Annotated in this window: 11 protein-coding genes; 2 read left to right on the plus strand and 9 right to left on the minus strand. The window is 62.5% G+C overall.

Features of this window, described 5'->3' with window-relative positions; translation table 11 throughout:
* Positions 1-119: 119 nt before the first annotated feature.
* Positions 120-1,217 carry a recombinase RecA gene (gene recA / locus AC0L3H_RS18580; protein ID WP_023798282.1) on the minus strand — a complete coding sequence of 366 codons (1,098 nt, stop codon included), beginning with the start codon at positions 1,215-1,217 and terminating at the stop codon, positions 120-122.
* 273 nt (positions 1,218-1,490) lie between these two features.
* Between recA and AC0L3H_RS18585 the strand changes: the two genes are divergently transcribed.
* The gene (locus AC0L3H_RS18585; RefSeq protein ID WP_473586420.1) at positions 1,491-2,423 is read left to right on the plus strand and encodes a carbohydrate kinase family protein; all 933 of its coding nucleotides are present in this window, start codon (positions 1,491-1,493) and stop codon (positions 2,421-2,423) included.
* 171 nt (positions 2,424-2,594) lie between these two features.
* On the opposite strand, the gene AC0L3H_RS18590 is transcribed toward AC0L3H_RS18585, so the two are convergent.
* On the minus strand, positions 2,595-2,918 hold the full coding sequence (locus AC0L3H_RS18590; RefSeq protein WP_473586421.1) for a TfoX/Sxy family protein: 324 nt from the start codon (positions 2,916-2,918) through the stop codon (positions 2,595-2,597).
* Between the two features lie 90 nt (positions 2,919-3,008).
* On the opposite strand from AC0L3H_RS18590, the gene AC0L3H_RS18595 reads away from it, so the two are divergent.
* A complete protein-coding gene (locus AC0L3H_RS18595) occupies positions 3,009-3,506 on the plus strand; it encodes a GFA family protein (protein WP_473586422.1) in 498 nt (165 codons plus the stop codon).
* Positions 3,507-3,813: 307 nt separating this feature from the next.
* On the opposite strand, the gene sufA is transcribed toward AC0L3H_RS18595, so the two are convergent.
* From sufA to AC0L3H_RS18630, 7 genes are all read right to left on the minus strand, one after another.
* Positions 3,814-4,194, minus strand: a complete 381-nt coding sequence (gene sufA, locus AC0L3H_RS18600) for a Fe-S cluster assembly scaffold SufA (protein WP_006206001.1) — start codon at positions 4,192-4,194, stop codon at positions 3,814-3,816.
* An 86-nt stretch (positions 4,195-4,280) separates the two neighbouring features.
* Entirely contained in the window at positions 4,281-4,673 is a 393-nt protein-coding gene (locus tag AC0L3H_RS18605; RefSeq protein ID WP_473586423.1) for an SUF system Fe-S cluster assembly protein, read from the minus strand.
* Positions 4,674-4,678: 5 nt separating this feature from the next.
* Positions 4,679-5,920, minus strand: coding sequence for a cysteine desulfurase (locus tag AC0L3H_RS18610; RefSeq protein ID WP_473586424.1), 1,242 nt, complete (start codon positions 5,918-5,920; stop codon positions 4,679-4,681).
* A 178-nt stretch (positions 5,921-6,098) separates the two neighbouring features.
* Positions 6,099-7,367 carry a Fe-S cluster assembly protein SufD gene (gene sufD, locus AC0L3H_RS18615; RefSeq protein WP_473586425.1) on the minus strand — a complete coding sequence of 423 codons (1,269 nt, stop codon included), beginning with the start codon at positions 7,365-7,367 and terminating at the stop codon, positions 6,099-6,101.
* Between the two features lie 43 nt (positions 7,368-7,410).
* Positions 7,411-8,166, minus strand: coding sequence for a Fe-S cluster assembly ATPase SufC (gene sufC / locus AC0L3H_RS18620; protein WP_023798289.1), 756 nt, complete (start codon positions 8,164-8,166; stop codon positions 7,411-7,413).
* A 30-nt stretch (positions 8,167-8,196) separates the two neighbouring features.
* Positions 8,197-9,714: a Fe-S cluster assembly protein SufB gene (sufB, locus tag AC0L3H_RS18625; RefSeq protein WP_473586426.1), complete on the minus strand. Its 1,518-nt coding sequence runs from the start codon at positions 9,712-9,714 to the stop codon at positions 8,197-8,199.
* Between the two features lie 187 nt (positions 9,715-9,901).
* The gene (locus AC0L3H_RS18630) at positions 9,902-10,996 is read right to left on the minus strand and encodes a cysteine desulfurase family protein (protein WP_473586427.1); all 1,095 of its coding nucleotides are present in this window, start codon (positions 10,994-10,996) and stop codon (positions 9,902-9,904) included.
* Positions 10,997-11,104 lie beyond the last annotated feature (108 nt).

Consider the following 11,104-nt stretch of genomic DNA (forward strand, 5'->3'; position numbering starts at 1 on the left):
GCTGAAACGCAAACCGCCGGCGCTAGGCCGGCGGTTCGAACGCAACAATACAGGACTCGATTACACAGGCTGGAGCTGATGCGCGGGAATCATGGCCAAACTCCGGCCACTGCCGAAGCCTACATGGCGCCGGCTTCGTCCTCGAAACCATCATCTCCGCCTTCGGAACCACCATTCTCGAGGAACTTTTCCGCAATCAGCCCGGCATTCTGCCGTAGTGCCAATTCGATTTCGCGCGCCGTATCGGGATTGTCGCGCAGGAACAGTTTTGCATTCTCGCGGCCCTGGCCGAGACGCTGCGAATTGTAGGAGAACCAGGCGCCCGACTTTTCGACCACGCCAGCCTTGACGCCAAGGTCGACCAGCTCGCCGGTCTTGGACACGCCCTCGCCATACATGATATCGAACTCGACCACCTTGAAGGGCGGCGCCAGCTTGTTCTTGACCACCTTGACGCGGGTCTGGTTGCCGACGACCTCGTCGCGGTCCTTGACCGAGCCGATGCGGCGAATGTCGAGGCGCACCGAAGCGTAGAATTTCAGCGCGTTGCCGCCGGTCGTGGTCTCGGGCGAACCGAACATGACGCCGATCTTCATGCGGATCTGGTTGATGAAGATGACCATGGTGTTGGAGCGCGAGATCGAGGCGGTCAGCTTGCGCAGCGCCTGGCTCATCAGGCGGGCCTGCAGGCCGGGCAGCGAATCGCCCATCTCGCCTTCGATTTCGGCGCGCGGCGTCAGCGCCGCGACCGAATCGACCACCAGCACGTCGATGGCGCCGGAACGCACCAGCGTGTCGCAGATCTCCAGCGCCTGCTCGCCGGTATCGGGCTGCGAGATCAAGAGGTTTTCGAGGTCGACGCCGAGCTTGCGGGCATAGACCGGGTCGAGCGCGTGCTCGGCATCGACGAAGGCGCAGATGCCGCCCTTCTTCTGGGCCTCCGCCACAGTGTGCAGCGCCAGCGTCGTCTTGCCCGAGCTTTCCGGCCCGTAGATCTCGATGATGCGGCCGCGCGGCAGGCCGCCGACGCCGAGCGCGATGTCGAGGCCAAGCGAACCGGTCGGCACCGTTTCGATCTCGACGACCTGCTCGTTTGCGCCGAGCCGCATGATCGAGCCCTTGCCGAAGGCACGCTCGATTTGCGACAGCGCCGCATCCAGAGCCTTTGATTTGTCCACCGTTTTGTCCTCTACAAGCCGCAAAGAATTCTGAGCCATGATACATCACCCCTTGGTCGTCAATGAAGGCCGGACAATCCGTAATCCCTATCAATTTGTACCTTTTTTGTTCTCGATTGGCAAGGGGATACAACCGATTGAAAAACCAACAATATCCGGATTTGTTCTTTTTTTGTTTCGCGCTTTCACCCCAGGATGTATCCCGTTTCCCCCGCAGGATTCTGCTGGGCATCTTCCGAATCGCGCTTCGGGTTGCCGGGTTCCGCCTGGCAACCTAGTCTCACCGGGAACAGCAAAGGTCATCTCATCGGCATGATGAAGTCGCCGACGATCCTGGCAGTAGGCGGCGTCTATATCGAGCGGCGCGGCCAGGTTTCGGGCGCCTTCGTGCCGGCGGCGTCGAACCCCGGCACGATGCGCGAGGAAGTCGGCGGCGCCGTCTTCAATGCGCTGCGCTGCGCCGTGCGCCGCGGCGTCTCCGGCTCGCTGCTTTCGGTTCGCGGCGGCGATGTTCTGGCCGATACGGTTTCACGCGCCATTGCTGTGGCGGGGATTGCCGATCTGTCGGTGGTGTTCCTAGATCGCACGACGCCGAGCAACACGACGATATTCGACGGCGACGGCGCGCTGATCGTCGGTCTTGCCGACATGGCGCTCTGCGACCTGGCGCTTGCCAAGCAGATCCGCCGTGCCAAGGTGCGCGAGGCAATCAGCACCGCCGATGCAGTCCTTTGCGACGCAAACCTGCCGTCGGCGGCGCTCGAGCGGCTGGTGGAGCTTGCCGCCGGCAAGCCTGTCTTCGCCCTCGCCGCTTCACCAGACAAGGCGGCGCGGCTCGCGCCGGTGCTGGGCAGTCTGGCGCTGGCCTTCATGGACCGGCGCGAGGCCGGCGCGCTCGCCGCTGTCGGTATCGACGCTGCGGAGCAAGATATCATCGACGGCCTGAGGCGTGCGGGCCTCAGAGGCGGCGTGGTCACCGCTGGCGACGGTCCAGTGCTCGGTTTCGACAAAACCGACGCGTTTTCGATCTCTCCGCCTACGTCACAAAAGCCGGCGGATGCGACCGGCGCCGCCGATGCGCTGGCGGGCGCGACGATGGCCGCCCTGCTGCGCGGCCTAACGCTGGGCGCAGCGCTGCGCGAAGGCGTTGCCGCAGCAATGCTCGCCGTCGAGAGCGCCACCTTCACGAGCGCTATCTTTGCCGAGGCGCTGGCATTCGTGCCCGAGGCGCGCGACCTGGCTTGAAACCCCGGATGTTGGCGCCGCCCCTCAACCCCCTGCCGGGACCTTCTCCCCGTCAAGGACGGGGAGAAGGGGCTTGGCCGCGACGCCGGCGACCCCTCTCCCCGTCCTTCACGGGGAGGGGCGGCGCCAACCTGGAGCGATTGTCTTTAGCTGAGTGGCTAGCGGACACACCTATTTGCCGGCACGCAGCCCCGCCTCATAGGCCAGGCGTGCCCAGACCGCCATCTCATCCGGATCGTCGAAGGCGCTGTCGGGAACGCTCCAATACGGCATCGACACCAGCTTGCCGTGCCGCGACCCCGTATAGGTCCATTGCCGGCAGCCGGCCGCCTCGAATTCGGGCGCGCTTTCCGCATCGGCTTTCAGCATCAATTCGTCACGAATGACGATGGCGACGATCACGCCGTCGAAATAGATGCCCTTGCCGCCGAACATCTTGCGAATGCTGACCGGTCCGAGGCGTTCGAAAAGTTCGGCAATGCGTTCATTGTCCATGCCGCGATCATGTCACCCGGATTTCCCCTTGTCATCGCCGCAGCCGGCACCATCCTGACAAGTTGAAAGCCAATTTCGTCGGAGTTTTTCATGCCGCTTCTGCTCAAAGGGTCCTGCCGGTGCAATGCCGTCCGCTTCGAGGTGGAAAGCCACACGCCGGTGCCGTTCATGCTGTGCTACTGCTCGATCTGCCGCAAGCAGCAGGGCGGCGGTGGCTTTGCCATCAATCTCGGTGCCGATTTCGAGACGCTGAAAATCAAGGGCAAGCGCCATCTTGGCGTCTACCAGGCCGAGATCGACGACGACGAGCATCCGCAATGCGAGATCTCGTCAGGCGAGCGAAATTTCTGCAAAAAATGTGGTTCGGCACTGTGGCTCTATGACCGGACCTGGCCGGAACTGGTCCACCCCTTCGCCTCGGCGATCGACACAGACCTGCCAAAACCACCTGAAAAGGTGCACCTCATGCTGAAATACAAGGCGAACTGGGTCGAGCCCGTGATCGGCAAGGGCGACAAGGTCTTCGACGTCTATCCCGAGGAATCGATCGCAGACTGGCACAAGCGGACGGGAATGTGGGTGGATTAGCTATTGCCTAGCGTTGAAGTTTGAATCGAATGGTGCGGGTCCTGACGGCCGGAAAGCCTGTTCCGTCGTCATCCTGGGGCGGAGCAAGGAGCGAAGCGACGCGGCGCAGACCCCAGGATCCATGCCGCGATTTCAGAGCGCTGCTGCGGTGCAGAATTCTGCTCCGCTGCACTCTTCAGTTAACGTCACGGCATGGATCCCAGGGTCTTCGCGACGGAGCTTCGCTCCTGCTTCGCCCAGGGATGACGAAGTTGAGAGTTCCGGATAATCTCGAACGTTTGCGGGTCGATGAACTAGCGGAGTCGGATCAGGCCGACGCGCGCGCCTCGGCCAAGGCCTTCAAATCGGCCGGCTTGAGCTCCACCGATTCGCCGCAGCCGCAGGCCGAGCTCTGGTTCGGGTTGCGGAAGGTGAAGCCGGTGCGCAGCGTCGTCTGCTCGAAATCCATCTCGGTGCCGAACAGGAAAAGCGCCGCCTCAGGCGCGACATAGACATGGGCGCCGTCGCGCTCGATATGATCGTCCTTGGTGTTGGGCTCGGTCACCAGATCGACCGTATATTCCATGCCGGCGCAGCCGCCCTTCTTGATGCCAAGGCGAATGCCATGCGCATTCTCACGGGTCGCGACGATCTCGCGCACTCGGTCGGCAGCCTTTTCGGTCATCGTGATGACGGCGAAGCGTCCCATTCTTTTTCTCCGCGTTCACGCAGGTTCAAGGCCTGCGGAATGAGTCTTCTAAAATGGTGAAGTTTTCTGCCTGGCGCAAGTGCGCCTCAATACCAGCCCACCGCGACCTGCGCCTCTTCCGACATGCGGTCGGGCGACCAGGGCGGATCGAAGGTCATGTTGACCTCGACGCCGGAAACGCCTTCGACGGCGCCGACGGCATTTTCCACCCAGCCCGGCATTTCGCCGGCCACCGGGCAGCCCGGCGCGGTCAGGGTCATGTCGATCTTGACCGAGCGGTTGTCCTCGATGTCGATCTTGTAGATCAGGCCGAGCTCATAGATGTCGGCCGGGATTTCCGGGTCGTAGACCGTCTTCAGCGCCGAAACGATGTCGTCGGTCAGCCGCGCCAGTTCGTCGACGGGAATGGCCGAGGCGGAAACCAGACCGTTGGCAGTCGTCTCCGAAGAGGTCTCAGCGGTGCGGCCTGCATCATCCATGATCGTCACCCAAAAAACTTTCGCGCTTTTTCGAGCGCATCGGCCAAAGCGTCGACTTCGGCCCTGGTATTATACATGCCGAACGATGCCCTGCATGTGGAGGTTACGCCGAAACGTTTCAACAGCGGCTGAGCGCAATGGGTGCCGGCACGGACGGCGACGCCCTGCCTGTCGATCACCATCGACACGTCGTGGGCATGAATGCCCTGCAGCTCGAAGGAGATGATGGCGCCCTTGTCCGGCGCGTCGCCGAAGATGCGCAGCGAATTGATGGCGCGCAGCCGCTGATGGGCATAATCCCTGAGATCGGCCTCGTGGGCGGCGATGCGCTCGCGGCCGATCTTTTCCATATATTCGAGCGCCGCGCCCAGCCCGATCGCCTGGACGATCGGCGGCGTGCCTGCCTCGAAACGGTGCGGCGGATCGTTGTAGGTGACGATGTCTTGCGTCACCTCCTCAATCATCTCGCCGCCGCCCATGAACGGGCGCATGCGCTCCAGCATGTCCTTCTTGCCATAGAGCACGCCGATGCCCGAGGGCCCATAAACCTTGTGGCCGGTGAAGACGAAGAAATCGCAGTCGAGGTCCTGCACGTCGATCGGCATGTGCACGGCGCTCTGGCTGCCGTCGACCAGCACCGGAATGCCGCGCGCATGCGCGATGCGGACGATCTCCTTGATCGGCGTCACCGTGCCCAGCGCATTCGACATGTGCGTGATGGCGACCAGTTTTGTGCGGTCGCTCAGCCGCTTCTCGAACTCGTCGATGTGGAAGACGCCGAGATCGTCGACCGGCACCCAGACCAGCTTCGCGCCCTGGCGCTCACGGATGAAATGCCACGGCACGATGTTCGAATGGTGCTCCATGATCGACAGGACTATTTCATCGCCCTCGCCGATATTGGGCATGCCATAACCATAAGCAACGGTGTTGATCGCCGCGGTCGTGTTCGAGGTGAAGACGATGTTGTCGGTGCTTGGCGCGTTGAGAAATCTCTGCACTATCTTGCGCGCGTTCTCAAAGGCATCTGTCGAGGCGTTCGACAGGAAATGCAGCCCGCGATGGACGTTGGCGTATTCCTGGGCGTAGGCGTGCTGGATGGCGTCGAGCACGGCCTGCGGCTTCTGCGCCGAGGCGCCATTGTCGAGATAGACCAGCGGTTTGCCGTAGACTTCCCGCGACAGGATCGGAAAGTCGCGGCGGATCGCCTCGACGTCGTAGGGGATGTTTTCGACTTTCTGGTCCATCACCAATTCATCGCCTCATTCTGTCGCCCACCCCTCATCCGACCGAGCTTCGCTCGGCCACCTTCTCCCACAAGGGGAGAAGGAAGATCGCCTAACCTTCTCCCCTTGTGGGAGAAGGTGGATTGGCGCGCAGCGCCAAGACGGATGAGGGGTGTTCGCCGAAGCGAACCCAATCGCCTCACCCGTGCGCCGCGAACCAGCCGTCGAGCCTCGTTTCCAGCGCCTCGACGATCGCCTCGTCGTCCAGTTCCTCGATCACCTCGGCGACGAACGCCTTGACCAGCAGGCCACGGGCCGACTTCTCGTCGATGCCGCGCGCTATCAGGTAGAACAAATGGCTATGGTCGATCTCGGTGACGGTGGCGCCGTGGCCGCAGACGACGTCGTCGGCGAAGATTTCGAGCTCAGGCTTGGTCGAGAACTCGCCGTCATCCGACAAGAGCAGCGTGTTGCAGGCCATCTTGGCGTTGGTCTTCTGCGCGTATTGGTGGACGTTGATGCGCCCCTGGAAGACGCCGCGCGCTCTTCCCGTCACCACGTTGCGGATCACTTCCGTCGAAGCCGTGTGCGGCACCGCATGGTCGAGCACCATGGTCACGTCGGTATGGGTGTCACCGGCAAGCAGGTTGATGCCGCGCAGCGTGAAATCGGCACCTTCGCCGGTCGTCCTGACCACGATCTCCTGGCGCACCAGCTTGCCGCCGGCATTCATCACGAACAGCGTCAGCTTCGCATTCTTGCCGAGATGCGCCTTGAACTGGGCAAGATGCGTCGCCGTATCCGGCTGCTCCTGCACGATCAGCCAGGTCACCTCGGCGCCCTCGTCAAGCAGAAGCTGGCTGACCGAACTGACGAGCGCGGCGCCCTCGCCCGCCTGGCGCTCGACGATCACGGCCTTGGCGCCGGCGCCGACGCGGACGCTGAGGCGGACATGCGTCTGGCCGCCGGCCTGCAGGTTCTGCAATTCGATCGGCTTGTCCAGTTCGGTACCGTCGGCGATGTCGACAAAATAGCCGTCGGCCACGAAAGCCATATTGAGCGCGCCGATGGCGTCGTCAGCGCCATAGGGATCAAGGCCCGGTGCGATGCTGCCGTCGGTCAGCTTCTCCGACAGGCGCTGCACGGCGATGCCCTCGATTTCAGGCAGTTTCGCGCTCGACACGCCGTTCAGCACCGGCAGGACAGCGGATCCTTCGACGACAGGCGCAATGGCTTTTGGGGCGGCTGCGGGATCGAAATCCGGAACCGAAGTCAACAGGCGGCGCAGGTCGGTGTAGTGCCAGGATTCGATGCGCCGCGTCGGCAGGCCGCTCTTGATCGCCTCGATGGCGTCGTCGCGCTTCAGCATCACCGTGCCGTCGCCGGGCAGCAACGACAGCCGGTCGCTGAAGGCGTCGATCAGCGCCGTTTCGGCCGGCGTTCGCTGGGGTGTCGTATGTATATTCATCGGTCTCGCCTTGTTTGGCTTGCCTTCTTGGCCTTCTGGCATCTCACGCAGCTTGGCCGATCACGCCGGCATAGCCGTTGGCCTCGAGATCGAGCGCCAGCGACTTGTCGCCCGACTTGACCACCTGGCCCCTGTACAGCACGTGCACACTATCCGGCACGATGTACTGAAGCAGGCGCTGGTAGTGGGTGATGATGACAATGGCGCGGTCCGGCGCGCGCAACGCGTTGACGCCTTCCGAAACGATCTTCAGCGCATCGATGTCGAGGCCGGAATCGGTCTCGTCGAGCACACAGAGTTTTGGCTCCAGAAGCTTCATCTGCAGGATCTCGGCGCGCTTCTTCTCGCCGCCGGAAAAGCCGACATTGAGCGGCCGCTTCAGCATCGCCATGTCCATGTCCAGCAAGGCAGCGGCGTCCTTCACGCGCTTCAGGAATTCCGGGATCTTCAGCGGCTCCTCGCCGCGCGCCTTGCGCTGTTCGTTCATCGCCACTTTCAGGAATTCCATCGTCGCCACACCCGGTATCTCCATCGGATACTGGAAGGCGAGAAAAATGCCTGATGTGGCGCGCTCGGCCGGGTCCATCTCGAGGATCGACTGGCCGTTGTAAAGGATGTCGCCTTCGGTCACCTCATAATCCTCGCGCCCGGCGAGGATGTAGGACAGCGTCGATTTTCCCGAGCCGTTCGGCCCCATGATGGCGGCGACCTCGCCGGCTTTCACCGTCAGGTTCAGGCCGCGGATGATCTCGGTGCCGTCATCGACGATGCGAGCATGCAAATTTCTGATTTCAAGCATTTTTTCTTTTCCTGAAAATTTTCGGTCCGGTCAGCCGACCGAGCCCTCGAGGCTGATCCCAATCAGCTTCTGCGCCTCGACCGCGAATTCCATCGGCAGTTGCTGGATGACGTCCTTGACGAAGCCGTTGACGATCAGCGCGATCGCCTCTTCTTCGGGAATGCCGCGCTGCATGACGTAGAATTTCTGGTCCTCGGAAATCTTCGACGTCGTCGCCTCATGCTCGAACTGCGCCGTTGCGTTCTTGGCTTCCATGTAGGGCACGGTGTGCGCGCCGCACTGGTCGCCGATCAGCAGCGAGTCGCAGTTGGTGAAGTTGCGGGCGTTGGTCGCCTTGCGGTGCGCCGAGACCTGGCCGCGATAGGTGTTCTGCGAGAAGCCGGCGGCGATGCCCTTGGAGATGATGCGGCTCGACGTGTTCTTGCCGAGATGGATCATCTTGGTGCCGCTATCGACCTGCTGAAAACCGTTCGACACGGCGATCGAATAGAACTCGCCGCTGGAATCGTCACCGCGCAGGATGCAGCTCGGATATTTCCAGGTGATCGCCGAGCCGGTCTCGACCTGCGTCCATGAAATCTTCGAACGGTGGCCGCGGCAGTCGCCGCGCTTGGTGACGAAATTGTAAATGCCGCCCTTGCCTTCGGCGTCGCCGGGGTACCAGTTCTGCACCGTCGAGTATTTGATCTCGGCATCATCGAGCGCGATCAGCTCGACCACCGCGGCGTGAAGCTGGTTTTCGTCGCGCTGCGGCGCCGTGCAGCCTTCGAGATAGGAGACGTAGGCCCCTTCCTCGGCGATGATCAGCGTGCGCTCGAACTGGCCGGTGTTCTTTTCGTTCATGCGGAAATAGGTCGACAGCTCCATCGGGCAGCGCACGCCCTTGGGCACGAAGACGAAAGAACCGTCGGTGAACACCGCCGAATTCAGCGTGGCGTAGAAATTGTCCGAGGTCGGCACGACCGAGCCGAGATACTTCTTCACCAGATCCGGGTGCTCGCGGATGGCTTCCGAGATCGAGCAGAAGATGACGCCGGCCTGCGCCAGCTCCTTCTTGAAGGTGGTGACGACGGACACGGAATCGAACACGGCGTCGACGGCGACGCGGCCCGACTTGTAGACATTGTCGCTGGCTTCCTCGAGTTCCGACGCATCGGTCTTCTGTACGCCGGCGAGGATCTCCTGTTCCTTCAGCGGGATACCGAGCTTTTCATAGACCCTCAACAGTTCGGGATCGACGTCGCTCAGCGATGTCGGTCCCGGCGTGCTCTTGGGCGCCGCATAATAGTAGAGGTCCTGGAAATCGATCTTCGGATAATGGACGCGCGCCCATTTCGGCTCGTCCAGCGTCACCCAGCGCCGATAGGCTTCCAGACGCCATTCCAGCATCCAGGACGGCTCGTCCTTCTTCGCCGAAATGAAGCGGATAATGTCTTCGCTCAGGCCCTTTGGGGCCTTGTCCATCGCGATTTCGGTCTGGAATCCGTATTTGTATTGGTCGACGTCGATCTTTCGAACCCGATCGATCGTGTCCTGCACAGCAGGCATCAGCGTTCTCCATCCACGCCGGGGTCAAGGCCCGGCAGTTTTCAAACTATGGCACCGCGAAACCAGTACCCGCGAGGCACCCGAGGCGGCGTAAGTTCCATATAGTGCGTCCCTGCCGGGAATTCACCCGGCCACCATGAAACGCACGGCTCTACCAGGCCAAAAAGCCTGCGTTTGTTTGCCGCGCTCAGGCGGCTTCTTCCCTGCCTGCGCGGCGTGAGGCAATGCCGGCCAGCGCAGTGCGGAACAGTTCGATGTCCTGCGCGCTCGTTGCGTGGCCGATGGACACGCGCAAAGCGCCAAGGCTGTCATTGTATCCCATGGCTTTCAGCACATGGCTCGGGCCGACCTTGCCCGACGAACAGGCGGAACCGGCCGACAGAGCCACGCCGGCGAGGTCGAAGGCGATCTGCGCCGTCTCGGCCTTGATGCCGGCAATAGCGAAGAATGTCGTGTTGGCAAGCCTAGGTGCGCCGGTTCCGAAGATTTCCGCATCCGGCACCAGCGTTTTCACGATCGCCTCGATCTCGTCGCGGCGGCTGCCGACGTCGTCGATGCGCTTCAATCCAATCAGGGCTTCGCGCGCCGCTGCGCCAAAACCGGCGATCGCGGCCAGGTTTTCAGTGCCGCCGCGATGACCCTTTTCCTGGCCACCGCCTGATATCAAGGGCCTGGGCATCATCAGGTCCGAGGCGGCGATAATGGCGCCAACGCCCTTGGGACCGCCGATCTTGTGCGAAGACAGAATCAAGTAATCGGCATAACCCGCTGACATGTCGAGCGGAATGCGACCGGCTGCCTGCACGGCGTCGACGACCAGGATGCCGCCTGCCGCCTTGACGATTTCGGCGATGCGCCCGACCGGCTGGATGACGCCGGTCTCGTTGTTGGCGGCATGGATCACCACCAGCGGCAGGCCGTCCGCCTTGTCATGCCGGTCAAGTGCCGTCGCCAGCGCGTCCAGCCTGACAATGCCGTCGGCGTCGACGCCGATGCGTGTTACCCGGGCTGCCGGAAAGCGCCCGCCGTTCAGCACACAAGGATGATCGGCTTCGCAGACATAGAGCCGGCTCATGCGGACAGTGCCGCGCCCCATCTGCCAATCCGGCGTCAGCAGCGTCGAGGCGGCTTCCGTCGCACCGGAGGTGAACACGACATGCTCGGCGCCGGCGTTGACCAGCAGCGCCACATCGCGCCTTGCATTCTCGATCAGCCGCCGTGCGGCACGACCTTCGGCATGGACCGACGACGGGTTGGCGGCAGTACCGAGCGCGGCAATCATTGCCGCGGGGGCCGCGGCCCGCCGCCGCGGCGGGGCCGTTGTTTTGTGGAATTGGCGGGGTGGGGGCCATTTTTTTTTGGGGGGGGGCGTGAAGAACCAATTAACGGG

Source organism: Mesorhizobium sp. WSM4816, assembly GCF_055811535.1.

Coding starts and splice junctions, on each gene's coding strand:
- AC0L3H_RS18630 (WP_473586427.1), bottom strand. CDS start 10,996: ATGATTGCCGCGCTCGGTACTGCCGCCAACCCGTCGTCGGTCCATGCC.
- AC0L3H_RS18585 (WP_473586420.1), top strand. CDS start 1,491: ATGATGAAGTCGCCGACGATCCTGGCAGTAGGCGGCGTCTATATCGAG.
- AC0L3H_RS18590 (WP_473586421.1), bottom strand. CDS start 2,918: ATGGACAATGAACGCATTGCCGAACTTTTCGAACGCCTCGGACCGGTC.
- sufA (WP_006206001.1), bottom strand. CDS start 4,194: ATGGGACGCTTCGCCGTCATCACGATGACCGAAAAGGCTGCCGACCGA.
- sufD (WP_473586425.1), bottom strand. CDS start 7,367: ATGAATATACATACGACACCCCAGCGAACGCCGGCCGAAACGGCGCTG.
- sufC (WP_023798289.1), bottom strand. CDS start 8,166: ATGCTTGAAATCAGAAATTTGCATGCTCGCATCGTCGATGACGGCACC.
- AC0L3H_RS18605 (WP_473586423.1), bottom strand. CDS start 4,673: ATGGATGATGCAGGCCGCACCGCTGAGACCTCTTCGGAGACGACTGCC.
- AC0L3H_RS18610 (WP_473586424.1), bottom strand. CDS start 5,920: ATGGACCAGAAAGTCGAAAACATCCCCTACGACGTCGAGGCGATCCGC.
- sufB (WP_473586426.1), bottom strand. CDS start 9,714: ATGCCTGCTGTGCAGGACACGATCGATCGGGTTCGAAAGATCGACGTC.
- AC0L3H_RS18595 (WP_473586422.1), top strand. CDS start 3,009: ATGCCGCTTCTGCTCAAAGGGTCCTGCCGGTGCAATGCCGTCCGCTTC.
- recA (WP_023798282.1), bottom strand. CDS start 1,217: ATGGCTCAGAATTCTTTGCGGCTTGTAGAGGACAAAACGGTGGACAAA.